Here is a 20,868-nt window from a genome sequence, read left to right as displayed (position 1 = left end):
ACGCTACGGGCGGCCGCCGCCGTGCCGCCGCTTGAGCTCCTCGAGCTCCTGCTGCGCGGCGACCTCCGCCTCCAGTTCCTCGAAGGCCTGTTCCAGCCGGGGCGAGGAGGGGTCGGACCAGGAGAGTTCCTCGCGACCCCGGGCCTGGGCCTCGAAGCGGCGCACCTCGAGTTCGGCGTTGCGACGGGCCGCATCGATGGCCGCCGACTCCCGCGAGGACGCGCCGAGCGCCTCGTGGACGCCTCTCGTCGCCTCCGCCGCGGCCCGCCGGGCCAGGAGGGCGTCGTACTCCATCGCGTTGCGCTGCAGGCGCTCCTCGAGCCGCCGGACGTCGTCCTGCACCCTCCGCGACTGGTGCTCGGCCTCGGCCAGCTGGGAGGTGAGGGCCTCCAGCCGCTTCCGTGCGGAGATCGACTCCCGGATGGCAGCGCGCGCAGCGTCGTCGTCGCCGCGCTGCACAGCCGCCTCGGCCGCCCGCTCGACCCGGTGGAGGTAGAGGGCGGCCTCGTTGGCCGAGAGGCCGATGCGGTGATGGTGGGCGGCGAGGTCGGCGGCGCCGCGGCGGGCCTGGTCGAGGAGCGCGTGCTGGGACCGCTGGGCCTCCTCGGCCTGCACGCGCGGGTCCTTCTTCGCGTCCGCGGCGGCCGTGCGGTTCGCCGTGACGATGCGCTGGATGCGACGCCTGATGGTCACGCTCTACCCCCGAAGCCGTTGGATCACTGGTACCGAGACCAACAGTTCACCAGGCCTGGCGGTTCCCGTAGGTGTCACGCCAGGTGCTCATCGCCGAGATCTCGGTGCGCAGCCGCGCGGTGGCCTGCTCGAGCTGCAGCGTGTCCATCGAGCGGGAGGTCGCCAGGAGGGAGCGTCGGAGATCGGCGGAGAGTTCGTCGAGTGCCCGCGCCTGCGCCGAGAGGTCCCGGGTCCACTCCTGCTTGAGCGCGCGGTTGGGCTCGCGGTCCGCCGCCTTCAGAAGGGTCTCGAGGGACGCTGCGGCGCGGTCGATCTCCGCGGCCGCGCGCGGGAGGTCACCCACGGGGCGGTGCTGTGCCACAGCTTCCTCGAGGGCGAGATGTGTGGCTCGGGAGGATCGCGTGAGGTTGCTGATCAGGCGCGCGGGTTCCCGCGTCAGGGGATCGGGCGCGTAGGCGCGCGCGGCGAGCATCCCGCGGTCCCGCGTGCGCTCGATGATCCGGGAGCGCTTGACCTTCCGGACCACGAGCCAGCCGGCCACCCCCGTTCCGGCGCCCAGTGTCGCGAGGATCCCGGCGCCGACCGCCAACGCCGCGATGATCGGCTCAAGCATCAGGACCTCCCGGTTCGACGTGCATGGTTCCAGTCTCCTCGCCCGCCCCGACGATTACCACCCGGCGACCACCCGACTACCACCCGACCGCGTCGGAGGAGGACCGCGCGCGCTCCGGCTCGGGCCGCCACACCACGAGGGCCTGACTGCGCGGACGCGGCCGCTGACCGCGTGCCAGCGTGACGACGTCGCCCGCGAGGCCCGCGGCGAAGATCCGGCTCGATTCCGACCGACCACGCTGCGCGGAGAGTTCGGAGGACAGCTCCGACACGCGCGCCTGCAGGGCGGCAACCTTGTTCTCGAGCTCGAGGATGCGTCGGATCCCCTCGAGGGAGACGCCCTCCTGGGACAGCCGCTGGATCTCCCGTAGCGTGCCGACGTCCTTCTGCGAGTAGCGCCTCGCCCTGCCGGGCGCCCGGCTGGGGATGACGAGCCCCAGGCGGTCGTACTGACGCAGGGTCTGGGGGTGCATGTCGGCGAGCTCCGCGGCCACGGAGATGACGTAGACGGGCATCGTGTAGTCCATCGGTGGCCTCCTTCCGTGCCGGTCCTCCCGGCGTTCGGTCAAATGTACTGTTACAGCCGCGCCTTCGCGGCAAGGCCGGCGCGGGGGTCGGCGTCCTTCGTGGCGTCCCGGAAGGCCTCGACGGCGGCTTCGGCCTCCTTCGACAGGTTCTGCGGCACCACCACCTCGACCGTGACCAGCAGATCCCCCGTGGCCTTGGAGGTCTTGACGCCCCTGCCCTTGAGGCGGAGCGTCCGGCCCGACGGCGTCCCCGCGGGGATGCGCATCCTCACCAGCTCGCCGGAGAGTGTCGGCACCTCGATCTCCGCACCGAGGGCGGCTTCCGGGAAGGTGACCGGGACGGTGATGCGGATGGTGTCGCCGTCGCGCTTGAAGAGCGGGTGGTCCTTCACGGACACCGCGACCATGAGGTCTCCCGGGCCCGCCTGCCCGGGCTGGCCCTTGCCCTTCACGCGGACCTTCTGCCCGTCGCGGATGCCCGCGGGGATGCGCACGTCGATCTGCTCGCCCGAGGGCTCACGCAGCCCGATGGTGGTGCCGTTGATGGCGCCCGCGAAGGAGATGGACGTGGTGGCCGTGCGGTCGGCGCCCTTCTGCGGACGTGGCTGCTGGAAGCCGCCGGGGAAGGTGCTGCCGCCCATGCCCCCGCCCCCGAAGAGGTCCGCGAACTCCGGCGGGAGGTTGCTGTTGGAGAAGCCGGTCCGCTGGCGCGGCCCCGCACCCTGGCCGAAGAGGTTCCCGAAGATGTCCTCGAAACCCGCACCTCCGCCGGCTCCGGCGCCCGGACCCCCGGCGGAGAAGCGCGCGCCGCCGCCCATGGCACGTATGGCATCGTACTGCTGGCGCTGCTCGGCGTCGGACAGCACCGAGTACGCCTCCGACACGTCCTTGAACATCCGCTCGGACCCGGCATCCCCCTGGTTCTGATCGGGGTGGTGCTGGCGTGCGAGCTTGCGGTACGCCTTCTTGATGTCGGCATCGGACGCATCCTTGGAGACACCCAGGATCTTGTAGAAATCCTTGTCGACCCAATCCTGACTAGCCAATCGGAGTCTCCTTTCCTAGGAAGAACAATGAAGTACGGCGGGTCAAAAGCCCTTTGACAGCCCCCTTAACCCGGGAGAGCCGGGCGGAGCACCGAGGAAGGCGGCTTTAATATTTCCCAGCGAGCTCTGCGAGTCGGGAAATTTCGTTGCCGCCGTTCGGTGTCCGCCCGGCGATGCAATCTACTCGGGTACTGCGACGATCACCTGCGCGGCCCGGAGGACGCGCTCCCCCTTGCGGTAGCCCGCCCGGAGAATCTGGCTGACGCTGTCCGTCTGCACCTCGGCGCTCGGCTGCTGGATGAGGGCCTCGTGGATGTTCGGGTCGAACTCCACCCCCACCTCGTCGATCCGCGTCAACTCGTACGTCCTGAGCACGTTCTCGAGCTTCCCCGCGATCGCCGCGAACGGGCCCTCGGCGAGATCGCCGTGCTGACGCGCGGCATCGATGTCGTCGAGGACGGGCATCAGCGTGGTGATGACCCCGATGACCGCCTGGTCCCGTGCGACGTCGCGGTCACGCTCGACGCGGCGCCGGTAGTTCACGTACTCGGCCTGCAGCCGGAGCAGATCGTTGCGGAGTTCCGCGACCACGTCCACCGCCGGGTTGCTCTCGCCGCCGGCCTCGTTGAGGATCGCCTCGGCCTGGGCCAGGGCGTCTCCCTGCGACGCGTCGGCCGCGGGAGCGGCCGGGCCGCCGGCCGCGGGATCCCCCGCAGTCGGCTCACCGGCGTCGTCCTGCTGCCCACGGACCTCACCGGTCTCGGGATCGATCTTCCGGTTGTCGCGGAAGTTCACCGGTTCCGCCTGGTGCTCTTCGTCGTTTCCGTGGTGCGGCATGGCTACTTCTTCTCGTTGGTGTCGTCGTCGACCACCTCGGCGTCGACGATGTCCTCGTCGGCGCTCGCGGAGGCGGACTGGTCATCAGCGGGGGCGCCACCGGCCTGCGAGGCGTCCTGCTGCGCGGAGGCGTAGATGGCCTCGCCGAGCTTGGACTGCGATGCCTGCAGCTTGTCGAACGCGGTCTTCACCTCGTCGTCGTTGTCCTGGCCCTCGAGCGCCTTCTTGAGGGCGTCGACGTCGGCCTGGACCTCCGTGCGGACCTCCTCGGGCAGCTTGTCCGAGTTGTCGGCGATGAGCTTGTCCACCGAGTAGGCGAGCTGCTCGGCACCGTTGCGGGTGTCGGCGGCCTCGCGGCGCTTCTTGTCCTCGGCGGCGTGCTCCTCGGCCTCGCGCACCATGCGGTCGATGTCCTCCTTGGAGAGGGACGAACCACCGGTGATGGTCATCGACTGCTCGGTGCCGGTGCCCTTGTCCTTCGCGGACACGTGCACGATCCCGTTGGCATCGATGTCGAAGGTGACCTCGACCTGCGGCACGCCGCGGGGGGCCGGGGCGATGCCGGTCAGCTCGAACGTACCCAGCGGCTTGTTGTCGCGGGTGAAGTCGCGCTCGCCCTGGAAGACCTGAATGGCCACGGACGGCTGGTTGTCGTCCGCCGTGGTGAAGGTCTCGCTGCGCTTGGTCGGGATGGCCGTGTTGCGCTCGATGAGCTTGGTCATCATGCCGCCCTTGGTCTCGATGCCGAGGGAGAGGGGCGTGACGTCGATCAGGAGCACGTCCTTGCGCTCGCCCTTCAGCACACCGGCCTGCAGTGCGGCGCCGACGGCCACGACCTCGTCCGGGTTGACGCCCTTGTTGGGCTCCTTGCCGCCCGCGAGCTCACGGACGAGCTCGACGACGGCGGGCATACGCGTGGATCCGCCCACGAGGACGATGTGGTCGATGTCAGCGACCTTGATGCCAGCCTCGGAGATGACGTCGTTGAACGGCTTCTTGGTGCGGTCCAGCAGGTCCTTCGTCAGGTCCTGGAACTTGGCGCGCGAGAGGTGCTCGTCGAGGTGCACGGGCCCGTCCGCCGTGACGGAGAGGTACTGGAGCGAGATGTTCGTGGAGGTGGCCGAGGAGAGTTCCTTCTTGGCCTGCTCGGCAGCTTCCTTGAGGCGCTGCAGGGCGATCTTGTCCTTCGACAGGTCCGCACCCTTGGCCTTGGCCTGCGAGAGCAGGTAGTCGACCACGCGCTGGTCCCAGTCGTCGCCGCCGAGGCGGTTGTCGCCGGCGGTGGACCGCACCTGGATGGTCGAGAACGCGTCCTCGTCCTTGCCGACCTCGAGGAGCGAGACGTCGAACGTTCCGCCGCCGAGGTCGAACACGAGGATCAGCTCGTCCTCCTTGCCCTTGTCGAGGCCGTAGGCGAGGGCGGCCGCGGTGGGCTCGTTGACGATGCGCAGCACCTTGAGGCCCGCGATCTCACCGGCCTCCTTGGTGGCCTGGCGCTCGGCGTCGTTGAAGTACGCCGGAACGGTGATGACGGCGTCGGTGACCTTCTCGCCGAGGTAGCTCTCCGCGTCGGTCTTCAGCTTCTGGAGCGTCCGCGCGGAGATCTCCTGCGCGGTGTACTTCTTCCCGTCGACGTCGACGTTCCAGTCGGTGCCCATGTGGCGCTTGACGGAGGCGATGGTGCGGTCGATGTTGTTGACGGCCTGGCGCTTGGCGATCTCGCCGACCAGGACCTCGCCGGACTTGGAGAAGGCGACGATCGACGGCGTGGTGCGGGCGCCCTCGGCGTTCGCGATGACGGTGGGCTCGCCACCTTCGAGGACCGAGACGACCGAGTTGGTGGTTCCGAGGTCAATACCTACTGCACGTGACATGCAAGTTCCTTTCGACTGCCCGGGATTTGCGAGGCGCTCATCCGCCGGGCGCGTGGATTGAGCGTTCTGCACTCAACTGTAGTCCCGCGGGTCGGTAGGACCAAACCGAGTTGAGTCGACCCGACTCAGGTTGACAGCTCAGGCAGCAGGCACGGCGGTGATCAGCCCTTCCCGGAAGGCGTCGACGAAGAGGGCGTGATCCTCCCGCACCCGCTCCGCGTAGGACTCACCGAAGGTGACGATGTCCTCGATGAACGCCTCGGTCGCCGAGCCGACGACGGCGAGGATGGCCGTCTCGGTCCGGAAGGGCACGAGGTCGTGGTCGCTGTCCTCGTCGGTGGAGCAGTGGATCTTCGCCGTCGCCTGCCCCAGCGCCTCGAGCACCGGGGCCATCTGGTCCGGTTCGGTGAGGTCGTCCCAGGAGAGGTCGCGCTTGTAGGGCGAGAGTTCGGACACCACGAAGGAGACCCCGCGAAGGGTGGTGTGGCCGAGGAAGGGATCGGTGTGCGGCTGCAGTGATCGCTGACTGATCACGGCCCGGTGCCCGTCGTCCTCGAAGAAACCCCGGACGCGCTCGTCGTCGACGATCCGGCTGGGCGCCGCGATGGCCGACTGCTTGAGGGTCAGGATGATGTCGTTCTCCTGTGCCTCGTCGAAGCCCTCGATCAGGACGTTGTAGGCGGGCAGCCCGGCGCTGCCGATGCCGAACCCCTTCTTCCCCACGATGCCCTTGACGCGGTAGTACACGCGCCGTCGGGACCTGTCACCGTCCGGGATCGTCTCCAGGTAGCGCGCGAAGGCCTCCGCCACCTCCGCGTACTCGGCGTCGTCCAGCATCCGGATGGAGCCGTCGTCACGGAACTGCCGCTCGTCGTCCACGATCACCGTGAGTGCGTCGAGCAGGCGTGTCCGCCGCGCCGAGCGGGCCTGCTGCAGGACCCGGTGGATGGTGCCCTCGGTGTTCTCGAGCCCGAAGGCGAAGGCCGATTGCTCGTCCTCGACGTAGTCCGCCACGCGGCCGAGGTAGGCCTCGAGGTAGGTGCGTGCGAGTGCACGGACGGACTGCGACGGCAGCGCCTTCTGCCAGCACAGCAGCGTCAGGGATGCGACGAGGCGGCGGAGGTCCCAGGAGAAGTGGCCCACGTAGGCCTCGTCGAAATCGTTCACGTCGAAGATGAGCCGACCCTCGTTGCTCATGTAGGTGCCGAAGTTCTCCGCGTGCAGATCGCCGTGGATCCAGACCCGGGCGGTCCGCTCGTCCGCCCAGGCGTCGTCGAGCTCCGCCATGTCCGTGTAGAAGAGGGCGGCGCTGCCGCGGTAGAACGCGTACGGATCAGCGGCCATCTTGCGGAACCGGGCGCGGAAGGCGAGTGGATCCGCCACCATCAGGTCCTGGTGGGCCTCGACGAGCGTGCTGACGATGAGCTGCTGACGTACGGTGCTGGCGTCCATGCGCCCACGGTACGCGCGCAACCTGTGCGGCCGGCGGCGGTGATGCGATACTTCCCGGATGGACCTGGACCAGTGGTGGATGCTCGTGATGCCGCAGACGCGTGACTGGCTGATCGCGCACAACGGCGAGCCGCTCTCGCCAGAGGTGGTGGCCGACATCAGCCGGGCGGGCGGCCTGATCGCCTCCGAGACCTGGTGGATGGGCGAGCGTGGACCGGACGGCGTCCACCTGTCCGACGCCGCCACGGACTGGATCGAGGAACGCGCCAACCTCGAGCGGTGAACGGGGAGGGAGCGGTCACCCGAGGACGAGCATCACGGCGAGCGCCAGCATGACGACGGCGATCAGGGCGTCGAGCACGCGCCACGCCGACGGTCGCCGGAAGAGCGGGGCGAGGTAGCGGGCGCCCACCCCGAGACCGGTGAACCACAGCACGGAGCCCAGCCCGGCGCCGGCGGCGAACCACCACCTGCCGTCGGTGCCGTGCGTGCTCGCGAGGGAGCCGAGCAGCAGCACGGTGTCGAGGTACACGTGCGGATTGAGCCAGGTCAGGGCCAGGGACGTCCCGAGTGCGGCCTGCCACGACGTGGCCCGCGTGCCGCCCTCGGCGTCGAGCGCCTCCCCCTGCACCGCGCGCCGTGCCGCGAGGACCGCGTACCCCGTGAGGAAGAGGGCCCCGGTCCACCGCACGACGTCGATCAGCACCGGCGCGCGCTCGATGATCACCCCGAGTCCGCCGACGCCGAGGCCGATCAGCAGCAGGTCCGAGACGGCGCAGACGGTGACGACGAGGGCCACGTGCGAGCGCCGTAGGCCCTGCCTCAGCACGAAGGCATTCTGCGAGCCGATCGCGATGATGAGGGTGAGGCCGGCGGCGAGCCCGGTGGCGACGGTGGTGATCATGCCTCGAACGTAGGGCGTGACGCCCGGTGTAGACCAGCTAATCCTTCTACAGCATGGTAAGAAGTGCTCATGAAGGACGTCGACGCCGCTCAGGCGCGTGCTCTCGCTGCCATCGTGACCGGCGGCAGCTTCGAGGCCGCGGCCGAGGCGCTCGCCATCACGCCGTCGGCCGTGAGCCAGCGCATCCGGGCTCTCGAGCTGTCCGTCGGGCGCCCGGTCGTATCGCGCACACGACCTCTCCGGCCCACGGAGGCCGGGCTCGCCGTCGTGCGCTTCGCCCGCCAGCTGGATCTTCTCGCGGCCGATCTCGCCCTGGAGCTCGCGGCGACCGGCGAGCAGGAGCGGCAGCACATCACCATCGTGGTGAACGGCGACTCCCTCCACACCTGGGTGCTGCCCGCCCTCGCCCCCGTGGCGGGGAACCTGCAGATCGAGGTGCTGCGCGAGGACCAGGAGTACTCCCTCGAGCTCCTGCGCAGCGGCGCGGCATCGGCCGCGATCACCTCGGTGGCCACTGCGGTCCAGGGGTGCAGCGCACAACCGCTGGGCGTCATGAGGTACGTACCGGTGTGCACGCGCGAGTTCCGGCGGACCTGGTTCAGCGCCGGCGCCACGCCGGACGAGCTCGCCGCCGCGCCGGTGATCGTGTTCGACCGCAAGGACGACCTCCAGGACCGCTACCTCCGCAGCCGCTCCCCCGGCGTCCTGGCGCCACCGCGTCACTACGTGCCGGCCGCCCAGGAGTTCGCGGAGGCGATCAGGCTCGGCATGGGCTGGGGGCTCATGGCGGAACTGGAACTGAGGGAGGGTGCGGCCGGTCTCGTCACCTTCGACCCCGGCGCTCACGTGGACGTCCTGCTCCACTGGCAGCAGTGGAGGCGTGGATCCCGGGCGCTCGGCGCGGTCAGCGACGCGGTGCGCCGGGCTGCGGGTGTTCTTCGACGGCAGGAGACCCCGTCATGACCTCGCCCCGGACCCGGGCGACCTCTCGGAAGTGTCGGTCGGCGTTGCTACCATGGTCGAGCGGGCGCACGCCCGTCGACAAAGGCAAACCTGGTGCGAGGCAGGGACGCAAAGCCACGGGACCCTCGGGGTCAGCCGGGCCGCCGAAGAGAACAGGGTCACGAAGCATGTTCCGGAGACGACATTCCGATGCATCCCGACCGGTAGCCGATGGCCTCGGCCGTTGCCCGGCACACGTGGTGACCGCGAAGGCCTCACCGCGCACTCCACGAACATCGGCCCAGTATGAATAGCGCCCCGGTCAGCGACCGCCGCGCGGCCGTGGTGATCGAGGACGATCTCGATATCCGCAATCTTGTGTGCGCCATCCTCGAGCAGGGCGGCTTCCAGGTGTCCGGGGCCACCACCGGGCGTGAGGGCGTGGACGCCGTCCGCGCCGAACAACCCACGGTCGTGACGCTGGACATAGGCCTCCCGGACATCGACGGCTACGAGGTGCTGCGCCGCATCCGCGCCACGACCGACTGCTACGTGGTGGTGCTGACGGCGCGCGACGAGGAGACGGACATCCTCACTGCCCTGCAGGCCGGGGCTGACGACTACGTACTCAAGCCCTTCCGACCCCGCGAATTGCGGGCGCGGATCGACGCCCTGCTGCGCCGGCCTCGTGTCAGCGACGTGGCACTGCGCCTCGAGCCGCCCTCACCCGACGCCGTCGTCATCCCGCCGTCCGGAACCGGCGGCGGCCCACCCGCGGACGTCCTGCGCCATGGGAACCTGGTGGTGGACGGCGGTACCCGCACGGTGGAGTGCGCAGGCAAGGAACTGCCCCTCACGAAGACCGAGTTCAACCTGCTGCACGAGCTGCTGAACAGCAAGGGCGCCGTGCGGACCAAGGAGGATCTGGTCCGGGTGTCTCGCGGCAAGGAGTACCGCGGCTACAACTTCGTGAGCCGGACGGACGAGCGAGCCATCGAGGTGCACATCGCGAACCTCCGCCAGAAGCTCTCGCGCAGCGAGGGTGACCCGGACCTGATCACCACGGTCCGCGGCGTCGGCTTCAGGATCATGCCGAGTCGCTCGCCCTGAGCCGGAACCGTCAGACCGATCCGGGATAGGTCAGCTCGAGCTGCCGCAGGGTGTCCGCGGCGCAGGCGCGGAGCACCTCCATCACGTCGGAGCCGGCAGACGCGTCCGCGGCGAGGGTGGTGCGCGCGGCCCGTGCGGCATCACCCAGCCGGCCCGCCCCGATCATGTCGGCCGAGATGCTGAGACTGATGACGGCGTCCCTCGCGCCGGTCGTGTCACCATCGCGCAGTCGCAGGTCCAGGCGGTCGAGCTTGTCGCCGAGGCTCGTGGAGAAATCCCTCGCGAAGCGGGATACCACAGCTGTGTCCGAGAAGTCCTGCCGCATCTCCCGCAGTACCCGCGGATCCAGGACCATCGAGGGCGCGTCCGCTCCTGGAACGGCGTCGTCGGGGGAGGCCGCGCCGTCGTCCTGCTGGAAGCCGCGAGGCTGCGGAGTGGGATGCGTGGACACCCCCTCAGGGTAGCCACGGCTGAGTGCCCAGTACCGGTATCCACAGGTTCTTGCGCAAAGCCTGAGGATGATGCCCTCGACCTCACCGCGCCTCCCCCATCTCCTGCGGATCGGAAGAGGTCCAGCTCTCACTCCCCGGGAGTGATCGTGTATTCGAGGACCTGACGGGGATCCCCGTCCTGCCAGTTGACGCTGATCTGGACGCCGGAACCGAGCTTCGTCCCGACCGGCAAAGCCTTGTCGTGCGAGGCGTACAGGCCGGATTCGTCGTCGGACACCCACTGGTCCACCGCCTCCGCCTGCACCCCGTAGGTGTCCACGGAGGCCACCACCTCGGCGACCAGCTCGTCGGGCTCATCGAAGACCCGGAACAGGGTGATGGTGTCCACGGCCGCACCACCCGAGGCGTCGAAGAGCTTCAGCATGGGCGTCTCGAGCACCACCTCGCCCTCCGGCATCCTCACCGTGACCTCGAGCGGAGTGGTTTCGTCCACCGTCACCATGGGAATGAAGGCGTCATCGGCGAGACCGATGTCGGACTTCGTCAGGGCGCCCGATGTGAGGTTCAACGTGGCGGACCGCGCATCCTTGATCGCCTCGACACCTCCCTCGTCGAATCGCGAGGATCCCGCCTTTGTCAGTTCCATGGCCTGTGCTCCTTCGTTGCTGCCTGATGACGAACACGCGGTGAGCGCAAGCGCCGCGCACATCACGATGCCAGCGACGGTCCGCCGGAGGGTCGCACGCGTCACTGGTTCACCTCCACACCGAAGCCATCGATGATCCTCTGCGTGAGGTCGGGGATGGTGTTGGAGGGCCGGTTGGCCTCGAGCCGGTCGCCGAAGTCGGAAGCGATGATGCGCCGCGCCTCCTCCGGGTCGTTCTGCAGCAGCTCCTGGTAGCCCGGCAACGTGTCCTCCACGATCAACTTCCACCTGTCTTCCTGGTTGGCGATGTTCCCGTCGGGAAGTCCTGTGGTCCAGTCCACGCTGCCCTGCAGTGGGTTGTCCCGGCCGAAGACCGTCTCGGGTCCCGGTGTCTCCTCGGAGCCGCTCAGCGGATAGACCTCGGGGTAGCTCGTGGCACCGGCAATGCTCGGCTCCCCCACCAGGGTCATCCCCCACGTGACGACATCCCCCGTGCCCGAGCCGGAGGTGCCCATGAGGACCGCGAGCTGCTCCAGCTGCTCCAGATTCGCGCCGATCATGCCTCTGGCGGTCATGCGTCCCCCACTCCTCTGCTCGTGGCCTGGCTCATTGCCCTGCCCTCGACACCGGCGAGGATCTCACCACAGGCTATGGCGGGCGCCGGGTGGTGTCCGTGGAGAGAGGTGCCCATGTCCACCTCCGGGCAAGGACACCGGAGGGAAGGCCGATGTCACCGTGGTGACGGTACCCGTCCGAGCGCCGACGGCCACCAGATCGTCGGACCGAGGTCGTAGGCGAGGGCCGGGATGAGCAGGGAACGCACCAGCACCGTGTCCAGCAGCACGCCGAACGCGACCACGAAGGCGATCTGCGCGAGGAACAGGATGGGGATGACCCCGAGGGCAGCGAAGGTGGCGGCGAGGACGACGCCCGCCGACGTGATGACACCTCCTGTCACGCCGAGCCCACGCAGGACCCCCGGCCGGGTGCCGATGCGCAGCGACTCCTCGCGGACGCGGGTCATGAGGAAGATGTTGTAGTCCACGCCGAGCGCCACGAGGAAGACGAACGCGAACAGCGGGACCGAGGCGTCGGCGCCCTCGAAGCCGAAGATGCCGTTGAACACCAGCGCCGAGACGCCGAGCGCCGTCGCATTGGACAGCGCGACGCTCGCCACGAGCAGCACCGGGGCGAGGACGGAACGCAGCAGCACGATCAGGACCAGCAGGATCACGAGCAGCACGATCGGAATGATCTTCACGAGGTCCGCGAGCGCGGTGTCGTTCGTGTCGATCGCCACCGCCGTGACGCCTCCCACGAGCGCGTCCGTCCCGGCGTCGTCGAGCGCTGTCCGCAGCTCGCGCACCACGTCCTCGGCGCGGTCCGAATCGGCCTGGTACTCGAGCGTGCCGCTGATGAGCACGCGGCCGTCCTCGACGACGGCGGCACCGGTGGGATCAGCCGTGACCATGGCGTCGGAGATGCCCGCCTGCCCCGCGACGACGTCGAGCGCAGCCTCCTGCTCCGCCTCGGGGGCCACGACGTACACCGGGCTGCCCGAGCCGGCGTCGAAGTGACGGGCCAGGGCGTCCTGACCGTCCACGGCGTTCGAGGGCGTGAGGATCAGGGCCGACTGCGGCACCCCGTTGGCCTGCAGCTGGGTGAGCCCGAGTGCGCCCGCCACCAGGATGAGCAGCGAGGCCAGCCACACCGCGCGCGGACGTCGCGCCACCAGCAGGGCCACGCGCCGCCAGACACCCTTCAGCCTCTCCAGGCCCGTCTCCGCGCTGACCGCCGTGGGGCCGTCGAGGGCCACGTGCCTGCCGTGGTGCGGTGCCGCCACGGTGGCCCGCTCTGCATCGAAGCGCGGGCGGAGCGGCCAGAACGCCGCCCTGCCGAAGAGCACCAGGAAGGCCGGGAGCAGCGTGAGAGCAGCGGCGAGCGAGAAGACGATGCCGATCGCGGCGATGGGCCCGAGGCTCTTGTTCGAGTTCAGGTCCGAGAAGAGCAGGCAGAGCAGGCCGAGGATCACCGTGGCGCCGGAGGCGAGGATGGGCTCGAACGAGCCGCGGTAGGCCACCCGGATGGCCTCCCACGTGGTGCGGTGCTCGGTCAGCGCCTCACGGAAGCGCGCCACGAGCAGGAGCGAGTAATCGGTGGCGGCGCCGATCACCAGGATGGACAGGATGCCCTGGCTCTGCCCGCTGAGCTGGATCCACCCGAGCTTCGCGAATCCGAAGACGAGCAGGATCGAGGTGGCCAGCGCGAACACGGAGGTCAGCAGCACGAGGAAGGGCAGCACGAGGGAGCGGTAGACCGCGAGGAGGATGAGGAACACGGCGCCGAGGGCGACGGCGAGCAGGATCCCGTCGATGCCGCCGAAGGCGGCCACGAGGTCGTTCGTGAAGCCCGCCGGCCCCGTGACATAGCCGGTGACGCCGTCGGGCAGTTCGTCGTCGAGCGTGGTCCGGAGCTCCGCGACCACCTCCTCCAGTTCGGCGTCGGAGGAAACGAACGCGATGTACTGGACCGCGAGGCCGTCCTCCGACGGCACGGGCCCGACGACGGCGGGAGCACCCTCGGCGGGCGCCTCGAGGCCCTCGACCGAACCGAGCGTGGCTCCGAGCTCCTCGTAGGCGGCGAGGTCGGCCGGTGCGATCGCCGTCGAGGACTCGGCGACGATCACCGCAGGGATGGCGTCCGACTCGCTGAACTGCTGCTGGAGCTCACCGGCCTCCGTGGACTCGGCGCTCGCCGGCAGGAAGGAGGCCTGGTCGTTGCTCGAGACCTCCTCCAGACGGCCGAACGTGGGCCCGCCCACCGCGGCTCCCGCCAGCCAGATGAGGACGACGACGATGGGCAGCACAACCCTGAGCCAGCGGTTCTTCATGTCTCTCCAGACCTCGGGATCAATCTCTACCGCAGAGTATATCTATCATGGAGATATATGGAACTCGCTCTAAGCTGAGCACGGAGGTGGTACATGACGACGCGCCAGGAGCTGATGGCTCTTCTGCGGCAGTTCACGATCGAGACGGACCGTTACGTCGGGGCCGCGAGCGACCGCGACAGCCTGTACCGGACGGACCTCCACGCGCTGAGCATCATGATGGGCGCCGCCGGGGCAGGCCTGACCGTCACCCCCGGCATGCTCCGCGAGGAGCTGAACCTCAGCTCTCCCGCGACCACGGCCCTCGTGGACCGCCTCGACTCCGCCGGCCACGTGACGCGGAAGCGCAGCGAGGTGGACCGCCGGCAGGTTCACCTCGAGCTGACGGACAAGGCCCGCACCACCGGCGCGGCACTGTTCGCGCCGCTGGCCCGGCGGATCGACGGCGTCTTCGACGGGTACTCCGACGAGCAGCTGGCCCTGCTCCGCACCATGATGCAGAGCGTCACGGAGGCCACCGTCGAGGCCACGAAGGACGCGCAGGGCGGCTGACCCGCGCTAGTCTCCACCCATGGACGAGGAGACCTACTCGCACGGCCATCACCCGAGCGTGCTCGCGGCGCATGCGGCACGCACGGTAGCGACCTCCGCGGCGTACCTCGAGCCGCTCCTGGAGGCCGGGATGGACGTGCTCGACGTCGGCTGCGGCCCCGGGAGCATCACCGCGGAGTTCGCCGGCATCGTGGCGCCCGGCTCCGTGCTCGGCATCGACAGCTCCCCCGACGTCGTGGCCCAAGCCGTGGAGCTGTACGAGGACATCCTCAACCTCGAGTTCCGCACGGGCAACGTCTACGACCTCGACGCCGCCGACGAGTCCTTCGACGTGGTGCACGCCCACCAGCTGCTGCAGCACCTGGCCGATCCGGTGGCCGCCCTCCGCGAGATGCGCCGCGTCCTGCGGCCCGACGGTGTGGTGGCCGTGCGCGAGGCCGACTACGGTGCCATGACCTGGTACCCGGAGGTCACGGAGCTCGGCGAGTGGCAGGAGCTCTACCGCAGCCTCGCGCGGAGCAACGGCGGCGAGCCCGACGCCGGGCGGCGCCTGGCGTCCTGGGTGTCCGAGGCGGGCTTCACCGGCGTCGAGGTGACGTCGTCGACCTGGGTCCACGCGGCTCCTGAGGACCGCGCGGCCCACGCGGCGTCGTGGGCGGACCGGGTGCTCCACTCGGCGTTCGCCGAGCAGACACTCGAGCGGGGCCTGGCGGACCAGCGGACCCTCGAGCGCCTCGCCGACGGATGGCGGCGCTGGGCACGGCTCGACGGCGGCGTGTTCCTGACGCCGAGCGTGGAGATCCTCGCGCGTGGCTGAGACCGGACACTCGCATGATGACATCCGCCGGACACCGCCGGGCCGCTGGGAGAAGATCGGGATCATTGTCACGCTCGCCCCGGTGGCACCGATCTTCCCGATCTCCGCCGCTCTCGAGGCCCTGGGGTTCTCCTTCTGGGAGCGCATCGCCGTGAGCCTCCTGGTCTTCAGCGTCGCCGCGTACTTCCTGTTCCGGCGCGTGCGGCGCGAGAGGGTGCAGCGCCAGGCCGCGGATCTGGGCCGTGGCGTCTTCGAGTGCGGCATCCGCTTCCCGCGCGCACGCCCGGGCTCGCTCTCCGACGTCTGGGAGTTCGGCACCGCGCGCCTGCGCGACGGGACACTGCAGGTCCAGGGCCAGGTGGGTGATCTCGACGCAACGCCCGTCGGGCGGCTGAAGACCTTCGCGAACGCCACGCTCATCGGGGAACCCGAGGGCAATCGTCCTCCGAAGCTCGTGGCCGGGTACCGGCGGTGGCCGGCAACCTTCCTGCAGACCGACGGCGGCCTCCTGCAGGTCATCGCGCCGCCCACCGCGACCGCCGTCCTGAAGAAGGAGCTGACGGAGTGACCGTCTGGGCAGCTCTCTCCATCGCCGCATGACGAACCGTGGCCTAGGCTGACGGCAAAGGTCTCAACCAGGGGGAACGGGCATGTCGAACGGCATCATCGGGCCTCACTGTGCAGCAGCGCGGGAGCTCTCGACCATCACAGTCCTGGAGCCGCACGTCCTCAGGTTCCTCGTATGAGCGCGCCTCTCTGGCGACCCCGACAGTGGGACTCCCATGTGCCGCCGAGGCTCAAGGAGCCGTACCCGTGGGCGCACCCCAACTACCGGGGAAGTTTCCACCCCTTCAGTAATCCCCGGAACACGTTCCTGTTCGGTGTGGGACTCGTCCTCGCCGGACTTCTCATGGCGGGAACATCCATCGACAGCTATCGAGGCGAGGGCGACTCCGCGGCCCTGTGGACAGGAGCGCTCCTTCTCGCGATGTTCGCAGCCGTCGGCGCGTGGGGCATTCATCTCGGCGTGACCCGCCTCCGCTGGATCCGGCGATTCCGCGACGAGCACGGCTTCTCGCCCTTCGACCGACAGCCCGACGACGCCGCGCCACTTCGGAGCCGGAACCACGGCTAGGCTTCTCGGATGTACCGCATCATCACCGTCTGCACGGGGAACATCTGCCGCTCCCCCATGGCGGAACTCATGCTGACGCAGGCCTTCGCGGAGGCGGGCATGGCCGACGACGTCGCCGTCGACTCCGCAGGCACCACGGACTGGGAGGCGGGGCGGCCCATCGACGAGCGGGCGGCCACCAAACTGTCCGAACTCGGCATCGAGAGCCACCTCCACCGCGCCCGCCGCTTCGAGCCGGAGTGGTACCGCGAGCGCGACCTCATCCTCGCCCTCGACCTCGACCACTACGGCGATCTGCGGACCAACGCGCCCGACGACGACGCCCGCGATCGCATCCACCTGCTCCGCGAGTTCGACCCGGCCACCACGGACTCGGACCTCGACCAGCTCGGCATCTACGACCCCTGGTACGGCGACGCCAGCGACTTCGACGCGACCTGGCGCCTGGTGGAGGGCTCGGTGGACGGGATCGTCCGTTACGTCGCCCATGAGCTCGAGGCCGGCTCCTCCGCCGACACCGAGACCGACGACTGACGCACGGGCCGTGCCACTCACAGCTCCCCTCCTCATCGCGATCGACGGTCGCTCAGGCGCCGGCAAGACGACGCTCGCCGTGGAACTCGCCGCACTGCTCCGCGAACACCACACCGTCAGCGTCTTCCATCTCGAGGACGTCTATCCGGGCTGGGACGGGCTGCAGGGCGGCATCGACCGCTATGTCGAGCACGTCCTCGGGCCTCTTCGTGCCGGGCAGTCCGCCCGCTGGAACGCATGGGACTGGGTGCACGGGCGGGACGGCGCGGAACATACCACCGCGGCGGCGGACATCGTGGTGCTGGAGGGCGTGGGCGCCGCCGCAGCAGCAGCCCGGCAGCACCTCGATGCGATCATCTGGGTGGAGGCCGATGCCGACACCCGCCACCGCTCGGCCATGGCACGCGACGGCGATGCCTACCGGCCCTTCTGGGAGCGCTGGGCCGCGCAGGAGGACGCCTGGCTCCTGCGTGACAGCCCCGCCGTCGCCGCGGACGTCGTCGTGCGGGGTCACCACGGTCCGCCGTCACCCTCCGCCGTGCGCCTGGCCCTCACCTCGCTGCCCGCGTGCGCCGTGCTGCTGGCACCCGAGCGGGCGGAGCGGCGCGGGCTGACCCTGGAATGCGTCACGCTCCACGCCGACCCCGACTGCGCCGCCCTCTTCTCCGCGCTTTACGGCGAGGCACCGGCAGCAGTGTGGCTGGACAGTTCCGACGCTGCGGGCTCCCCCGGCCCCCGCAGCAGGTTCAGCATCATGGCCGACGACGGCGGCGCGTTCGGGCAGCAGGCGCACCACCGGTCCGGCGTCACGGAGGTCACGGCGGGAGCGGTGACCGCACGCGTCCGCGCCCCCTTCTTCCGCTGGCTCGAGGACGTGTGGGGCCGCCGCGCCGTGCGCGCACCCAACGGCTACGCGTGCGGCTTCGCGCTCGGCTGGATCGGCTACCTCGGCTACGAGCTCAAACGGGAGACCGGCGGCTCGGACCACCCCGGGAACGACGGCGCCCTGCCGGACGCGGCACTGCTCTTCGCCGGACGTGCCGTCGTGGTGGATCATGCCGAACGCACCGTGCACCTGCTGACGCTCGACGACGGGCGGCCGGACCGCGAGCGGGACGACTGGCTTGACCGCGCGGGGCAGGCCGTCCTCGAGGCGGCGTCGCCCCTTCCCCCGCCGTCCTCTGCACCTGCGCCATCACCTCTGCCACCCCTGCCCGTCCCCGTGTTCCTCGGGAGGGATTCCCGTGACGAGTACCTCGCGAAGGTGAGGCGCGCGCAGGCGGAGATCACCGAGGGCACCACGTACGAGGTGTGCCTGACCACGGCTCTGACCGCGCGCGTCGGGACGATGGACCCCCTCGCGGCGTACCTGCGCCTCCGGGCGGTGAGCCCCGCACCGTTCGGTCATCTGCTCCGCTTCCCCGGGTTCGCCGTGGCCAGCACCTCTCCCGAGCGGTTCCTCGCGTTGACCGCGGGCGGTGACCTGCGCGCCGAGCCGATCAAGGGCACACGCGGCCGGTCCGCGGACCCCGCCATGGACCGCGCACTCCTCGAGGACCTCAGGACGTCGGAGAAGGACCGCGCGGAGAACATCATGATCGTCGACCTGCTCCGCAACGATCTCTCGCACCACGCGGTGCCCGGGTCCGTCCAGGTGACCCGGCTCTGCGCCATCGAGACCTACGCCACCGTGCACCAGATGGTGAGCACCATCGACGCACGCCTCCGGCCGGGCAGCGCGCGGGCCGGCGTCGTGGCCTCCGCCTTCCCCGCGGGGTCCATGACGGGCGCGCCGAAGATCAGCACCATGCGGATCCTCGACGGTCTCGAGCAGGCACCGCGCGGCCCCTATTCGGGGGCCGCTGGTTACTTCAGCCTCACCGGCGCGGCCGATCTCGCCGTCATCATCCGGACACTCGTGCTGCAGGAGGAGTTCGGTGCGGCGGGCACCACGCTGTCGCTCGGTGTCGGTGGTGCGGTCACGGCCGATTCCGATCCCGGCGAGGAGTGGGACGAGGTGCGGACGAAGGCGCACGGCGTGCTGTCGGCCCTGGACGCCGCGTTCCCGGTCGGAGTTCCCGGTCGGCGGGAGCTGACGAACTAGCATGAGCGGACCACGGGCCGTGATCCGAGCGGCGAGCGTGCAAGGGGGCGTCATGGGGAGTACGAGGGCCGGCGTCGTCGTCGCCGGTTTGCTCGCGTGTGCGGCGTACGCCGTCGTCGGATCCCTCCAGATCCTCGTGTGGAATCCGCTGGCCGTCGTTCCGGGGCGCGAGCTCGAGGAGATCTACCGCCTGATGGCCGACGCACGCGAGCCCATGGCGGTGACGTCCGTGCTCATCTGGGGCATCCTCGGCCTCCTCCTCGGAGCGTCCGTCGCCGTCGCGAGCACCGTCCCGGCATGAGCATGGCCGACGCCTTCGTGACCCACGGTGGCGACAGGACCCCGTGGGGCCTCGTGCTCTGCAGCATCAGTGCGGCGGCGCTGATCACCCTCGTCGGGCTGGGCTGCCGTGGAGTGCTCCAGGAGCGGCTGCGCACCCGATCGGCGACGCCGTGACACCCCTGTACGTCCGCTTCCGGGCGCCGACGCCGAACCGGCGGGGCATCCGACCCGGCGTCTTCGCGCTCACGAACGCACTCGGCCGGCAGGGCCTGCTGACCCCGGAGGACCACCGGTGGTGGCTCACGACGAACGCCTGGTGCGACAACGCCTACGCGCACGCGGACGTGTACGACGACGCCGTGAACCCGGGCGCGCACGCGTGGTTCAGGTCCTCGGCCACGCACCTGATCGACGTCGCGGAGGAGTACCGCGCGCTGCTCGCCCGCTACGGCGTGGCCTGTGAACGGGTCGAAGCGGACACCCCGGGCCGGATCATCTACGTGGACGACGTGCAGGTCGTCGTCGTGCAGGATGAGCCCATGACACTCGACGACGAGCTCGACCTGATCCTCGCGCGGCGTGACCGCGCGGACATGCAGCCCACGCTCGACGCCCTCCTGCCGATCCTCGCAGCGCATCCGCAGAATGCCCGCGTGCTCTACGAGGTGGCCGGCGCATACGACACCGCGGGGCAGGAGGAGCAAGCTCGCCCCCTCTACGAGGACGCCCTCGCAGCCGGGCTCGACGGCGACCTCCTCATGCGGTGCTCCGTGCAGTACGGCTCCACCCTGCGCAACCTCGGCGAGCTGGAAGCATCACGGGAGGTGTTCGCCCGAGCGCGGGCGGCCTTCCCGGACTCCCCGTCGCTCGGAGTGTTCGAGGCCATCACGCTGCACGCCCAGGGCAGGCCGCACGAGGCCGTCGCATCCCTGCTCGAGCTGCTGGCGGAGACCGCGCACACGCCCGACATCGAGCGCTACGCCGCGGCGATCCGGGCGAACGCGGCGTTCATCCGCACACTCGACGGCCATCCGACGACGGCGTAGCCCCTGCGACCTGAGCGAGCGGACATCCGCCGACTCGATTCAGGATCGCAGCAGCGCCTGGACCACGCGGAGTCCCCAGCTCGCAGTCGCGCGCGTCACGAGGCGTGCTCGCCGTCGTCGGCCCCTGACGCCGCGAGCCGCGAGCGCAGCGCGGCGTTCTCCGCCTCCAGGGCATCCAGCCGGCGCCGTATCGGGGCGGCGATCTCCTCGACCTGGCGGCGCGTGTACTTCGGCTCGATGTGCTGCGGGCAGTTCCAGTCGAACGCCTCGACGGTGACGATCACGGCCCGCTCGACGACGGCGTCGTAGCCGTCGACGGCAAGGGACGCCACGAGCTCCGGCTCCTCGTCGGCGAAGACCACCCTCGCGGTGCCGAACAGCTTCAGTCGCCTGCGCCCTGCGTAGTCCATCGC

Annotated in this window: 25 protein-coding genes and 1 riboswitch; of the genes, 12 read left to right on the top strand and 13 right to left on the bottom strand. The window is 70.0% G+C overall.

Going from position 1 to position 20,868, the window contains the following annotated elements; translation table 11 throughout:
• Nucleotides 1-3: 3 nt before the first annotated feature.
• From AC4D12_RS01615 to AC4D12_RS01585, 7 genes are all read right to left on the bottom strand, one after another.
• Nucleotides 4-693 carry a PspA/IM30 family protein gene (locus AC4D12_RS01615; protein ID WP_490948035.1) on the bottom strand — a complete coding sequence of 230 codons (690 nt, stop codon included), beginning with the start codon at nt 691-693 and terminating at the stop codon, nt 4-6.
• A 46-nt stretch (nt 694-739) separates the two neighbouring features.
• On the bottom strand, nt 740-1,306 hold the full coding sequence (locus AC4D12_RS01610; RefSeq protein WP_490948034.1) for a hypothetical protein: 567 nt from the start codon (nt 1,304-1,306) through the stop codon (nt 740-742).
• Between the two features lie 76 nt (nt 1,307-1,382).
• On the bottom strand, nt 1,383-1,832 hold the full coding sequence (locus tag AC4D12_RS01605) for a heat shock protein transcriptional repressor HspR (RefSeq protein ID WP_490948033.1): 450 nt from the start codon (nt 1,830-1,832) through the stop codon (nt 1,383-1,385).
• Nucleotides 1,833-1,882: 50 nt separating this feature from the next.
• A complete protein-coding gene (locus AC4D12_RS01600; RefSeq protein WP_490948032.1) occupies nt 1,883-2,878 on the bottom strand; it encodes a DnaJ C-terminal domain-containing protein in 996 nt (331 codons plus the stop codon).
• Nucleotides 2,879-3,058: 180 nt separating this feature from the next.
• Nucleotides 3,059-3,715: a nucleotide exchange factor GrpE gene (locus AC4D12_RS01595; RefSeq protein WP_490948031.1), complete on the bottom strand. Its 657-nt coding sequence runs from the start codon at nt 3,713-3,715 to the stop codon at nt 3,059-3,061.
• A 2-nt stretch (nt 3,716-3,717) separates the two neighbouring features.
• Nucleotides 3,718-5,589, bottom strand: coding sequence for a molecular chaperone DnaK (dnaK, locus tag AC4D12_RS01590; protein ID WP_490948030.1), 1,872 nt, complete (start codon nt 5,587-5,589; stop codon nt 3,718-3,720).
• A gap of 138 nt (nt 5,590-5,727) precedes the next feature.
• Entirely contained in the window at nt 5,728-7,041 is a 1,314-nt protein-coding gene (locus AC4D12_RS01585) for a DUF2252 domain-containing protein (protein ID WP_490948029.1), read from the bottom strand.
• Nucleotides 7,042-7,099: 58 nt separating this feature from the next.
• On the opposite strand from AC4D12_RS01585, the gene AC4D12_RS01580 reads away from it, so the two are divergent.
• Complete coding sequence (locus AC4D12_RS01580) at nt 7,100-7,324, top strand: hypothetical protein (RefSeq protein ID WP_490948028.1); 225 nt, start codon at nt 7,100-7,102, stop codon at nt 7,322-7,324.
• Between the two features lie 15 nt (nt 7,325-7,339).
• On the opposite strand, the gene AC4D12_RS01575 is transcribed toward AC4D12_RS01580, so the two are convergent.
• Nucleotides 7,340-7,945 carry a LysE/ArgO family amino acid transporter gene (locus AC4D12_RS01575; RefSeq protein ID WP_490948027.1) on the bottom strand — a complete coding sequence of 202 codons (606 nt, stop codon included), beginning with the start codon at nt 7,943-7,945 and terminating at the stop codon, nt 7,340-7,342.
• Between the two features lie 69 nt (nt 7,946-8,014).
• On the opposite strand from AC4D12_RS01575, the gene AC4D12_RS01570 reads away from it, so the two are divergent.
• Nucleotides 8,015-8,908: an ArgP/LysG family DNA-binding transcriptional regulator gene (locus AC4D12_RS01570; protein ID WP_490948026.1), complete on the top strand. Its 894-nt coding sequence runs from the start codon at nt 8,015-8,017 to the stop codon at nt 8,906-8,908.
• A 73-nt stretch (nt 8,909-8,981) separates the two neighbouring features.
• Nucleotides 8,982-9,056, top strand: a riboswitch (cyclic di-GMP riboswitch).
• 137 nt (nt 9,057-9,193) lie between these two features.
• Nucleotides 9,194-9,997 (top strand): response regulator transcription factor, encoded by an 804-nt coding sequence (locus AC4D12_RS01565; RefSeq protein WP_490948025.1) that lies wholly within the window; start codon nt 9,194-9,196, stop codon nt 9,995-9,997.
• A gap of 10 nt (nt 9,998-10,007) precedes the next feature.
• On the opposite strand, the gene AC4D12_RS01560 is transcribed toward AC4D12_RS01565, so the two are convergent.
• The 4 genes from AC4D12_RS01560 to AC4D12_RS01545 all read right to left on the bottom strand — a co-directional run bounded on the left by AC4D12_RS01560 (nt 10,008) and on the right by AC4D12_RS01545 (nt 13,985).
• Nucleotides 10,008-10,448, bottom strand: a complete 441-nt coding sequence (locus tag AC4D12_RS01560; protein WP_490948024.1) for a hypothetical protein — start codon at nt 10,446-10,448, stop codon at nt 10,008-10,010.
• A gap of 128 nt (nt 10,449-10,576) precedes the next feature.
• Entirely contained in the window at nt 10,577-11,095 is a 519-nt protein-coding gene (locus AC4D12_RS01555) for a hypothetical protein (protein WP_490948023.1), read from the bottom strand.
• A gap of 101 nt (nt 11,096-11,196) precedes the next feature.
• Entirely contained in the window at nt 11,197-11,670 is a 474-nt protein-coding gene (locus AC4D12_RS01550; RefSeq protein WP_490948022.1) for a hypothetical protein, read from the bottom strand.
• A gap of 155 nt (nt 11,671-11,825) precedes the next feature.
• On the bottom strand, nt 11,826-13,985 hold the full coding sequence (locus AC4D12_RS01545; RefSeq protein WP_490948021.1) for an MMPL family transporter: 2,160 nt from the start codon (nt 13,983-13,985) through the stop codon (nt 11,826-11,828).
• 93 nt (nt 13,986-14,078) lie between these two features.
• Here AC4D12_RS01545 and AC4D12_RS01540 point away from each other — a divergent pair, with 93 nt between their 5' ends.
• The 9 genes from AC4D12_RS01540 (at nt 14,079) to AC4D12_RS01500 (ending at nt 20,455) form a co-directional block, all read left to right on the top strand.
• Nucleotides 14,079-14,537: a MarR family winged helix-turn-helix transcriptional regulator gene (locus tag AC4D12_RS01540; protein ID WP_490948020.1), complete on the top strand. Its 459-nt coding sequence runs from the start codon at nt 14,079-14,081 to the stop codon at nt 14,535-14,537.
• 19 nt (nt 14,538-14,556) lie between these two features.
• Nucleotides 14,557-15,354, top strand: a complete 798-nt coding sequence (locus tag AC4D12_RS01535) for a methyltransferase domain-containing protein (protein ID WP_490948019.1) — start codon at nt 14,557-14,559, stop codon at nt 15,352-15,354.
• Nucleotides 15,347-15,922 carry a hypothetical protein gene (locus AC4D12_RS01530; protein WP_490948018.1) on the top strand — a complete coding sequence of 192 codons (576 nt, stop codon included), beginning with the start codon at nt 15,347-15,349 and terminating at the stop codon, nt 15,920-15,922. The genes AC4D12_RS01535 and AC4D12_RS01530 overlap by 8 nt, the downstream gene beginning before the upstream one ends.
• A 174-nt stretch (nt 15,923-16,096) precedes the next feature.
• Complete coding sequence (locus AC4D12_RS01525; RefSeq protein ID WP_490948017.1) at nt 16,097-16,489, top strand: hypothetical protein; 393 nt, start codon at nt 16,097-16,099, stop codon at nt 16,487-16,489.
• A gap of 9 nt (nt 16,490-16,498) precedes the next feature.
• Nucleotides 16,499-17,023, top strand: coding sequence for a low molecular weight protein-tyrosine-phosphatase (locus AC4D12_RS01520; RefSeq protein WP_490948016.1), 525 nt, complete (start codon nt 16,499-16,501; stop codon nt 17,021-17,023).
• A gap of 10 nt (nt 17,024-17,033) precedes the next feature.
• Nucleotides 17,034-19,127 (top strand): chorismate-binding protein, encoded by a 2,094-nt coding sequence (locus AC4D12_RS01515; protein ID WP_490948015.1) that lies wholly within the window; start codon nt 17,034-17,036, stop codon nt 19,125-19,127.
• 52 nt (nt 19,128-19,179) lie between these two features.
• On the top strand, nt 19,180-19,428 hold the full coding sequence (locus AC4D12_RS01510; RefSeq protein ID WP_490948014.1) for a hypothetical protein: 249 nt from the start codon (nt 19,180-19,182) through the stop codon (nt 19,426-19,428).
• The gene (locus tag AC4D12_RS01505; protein ID WP_490948013.1) at nt 19,425-19,583 is read left to right on the top strand and encodes a hypothetical protein; all 159 of its coding nucleotides are present in this window, start codon (nt 19,425-19,427) and stop codon (nt 19,581-19,583) included. The genes AC4D12_RS01510 and AC4D12_RS01505 overlap by 4 nt, the downstream gene beginning before the upstream one ends.
• Nucleotides 19,580-20,455 (top strand): tetratricopeptide repeat protein, encoded by an 876-nt coding sequence (locus tag AC4D12_RS01500; protein WP_490948012.1) that lies wholly within the window; start codon nt 19,580-19,582, stop codon nt 20,453-20,455. Before AC4D12_RS01505 ends, AC4D12_RS01500 begins: the two co-directional genes overlap by 4 nt.
• A 95-nt stretch (nt 20,456-20,550) precedes the next feature.
• Here AC4D12_RS01500 and AC4D12_RS01495 read toward each other — a convergent pair whose 3' ends face one another.
• Complete coding sequence (locus tag AC4D12_RS01495) at nt 20,551-20,865, bottom strand: hypothetical protein (RefSeq protein ID WP_490948011.1); 315 nt, start codon at nt 20,863-20,865, stop codon at nt 20,551-20,553.
• Nucleotides 20,866-20,868: the final 3 nt, after the last annotated feature.

It is taken from the genome of Arthrobacter sp. TJ-266 (assembly GCF_058269115.1).
The sequence above is the reverse complement of the archived record's forward strand: the minus strand, read 5'-3'. Positions and strand labels throughout refer to the sequence as shown.

Excerpts from the sequence above, each read along its gene's own strand:
- AC4D12_RS01610 (WP_490948034.1), bottom strand. The coding sequence starts at position 1,306 with ATGCTTGAGCCGATCATCGCGGCGTTGGCGGTCGGCGCCGGGATCCTC.
- AC4D12_RS01605 (WP_490948033.1), bottom strand. The coding sequence starts at position 1,832 with ATGGACTACACGATGCCCGTCTACGTCATCTCCGTGGCCGCGGAGCTC.
- AC4D12_RS01595 (WP_490948031.1), bottom strand. The coding sequence starts at position 3,715 with ATGCCGCACCACGGAAACGACGAAGAGCACCAGGCGGAACCGGTGAAC.
- dnaK (WP_490948030.1), bottom strand. The coding sequence starts at position 5,589 with ATGTCACGTGCAGTAGGTATTGACCTCGGAACCACCAACTCGGTCGTC.
- AC4D12_RS01585 (WP_490948029.1), bottom strand. The coding sequence starts at position 7,041 with ATGGACGCCAGCACCGTACGTCAGCAGCTCATCGTCAGCACGCTCGTC.
- AC4D12_RS01580 (WP_490948028.1), top strand. The coding sequence starts at position 7,100 with ATGGACCTGGACCAGTGGTGGATGCTCGTGATGCCGCAGACGCGTGAC.
- AC4D12_RS01575 (WP_490948027.1), bottom strand. The coding sequence starts at position 7,945 with ATGATCACCACCGTCGCCACCGGGCTCGCCGCCGGCCTCACCCTCATC.
- AC4D12_RS01570 (WP_490948026.1), top strand. The coding sequence starts at position 8,015 with ATGAAGGACGTCGACGCCGCTCAGGCGCGTGCTCTCGCTGCCATCGTG.
- AC4D12_RS01565 (WP_490948025.1), top strand. The coding sequence starts at position 9,194 with ATGAATAGCGCCCCGGTCAGCGACCGCCGCGCGGCCGTGGTGATCGAG.
- AC4D12_RS01555 (WP_490948023.1), bottom strand. The coding sequence starts at position 11,095 with ATGGAACTGACAAAGGCGGGATCCTCGCGATTCGACGAGGGAGGTGTC.
- AC4D12_RS01550 (WP_490948022.1), bottom strand. The coding sequence starts at position 11,670 with ATGACCGCCAGAGGCATGATCGGCGCGAATCTGGAGCAGCTGGAGCAG.
- AC4D12_RS01545 (WP_490948021.1), bottom strand. The coding sequence starts at position 13,985 with ATGAAGAACCGCTGGCTCAGGGTTGTGCTGCCCATCGTCGTCGTCCTC.
- AC4D12_RS01540 (WP_490948020.1), top strand. The coding sequence starts at position 14,079 with ATGACGACGCGCCAGGAGCTGATGGCTCTTCTGCGGCAGTTCACGATC.
- AC4D12_RS01535 (WP_490948019.1), top strand. The coding sequence starts at position 14,557 with ATGGACGAGGAGACCTACTCGCACGGCCATCACCCGAGCGTGCTCGCG.
- AC4D12_RS01525 (WP_490948017.1), top strand. The coding sequence starts at position 16,097 with ATGAGCGCGCCTCTCTGGCGACCCCGACAGTGGGACTCCCATGTGCCG.
- AC4D12_RS01520 (WP_490948016.1), top strand. The coding sequence starts at position 16,499 with ATGTACCGCATCATCACCGTCTGCACGGGGAACATCTGCCGCTCCCCC.
- AC4D12_RS01510 (WP_490948014.1), top strand. The coding sequence starts at position 19,180 with ATGGGGAGTACGAGGGCCGGCGTCGTCGTCGCCGGTTTGCTCGCGTGT.
- AC4D12_RS01505 (WP_490948013.1), top strand. The coding sequence starts at position 19,425 with ATGAGCATGGCCGACGCCTTCGTGACCCACGGTGGCGACAGGACCCCG.
- AC4D12_RS01495 (WP_490948011.1), bottom strand. The coding sequence starts at position 20,865 with ATGGACTACGCAGGGCGCAGGCGACTGAAGCTGTTCGGCACCGCGAGG.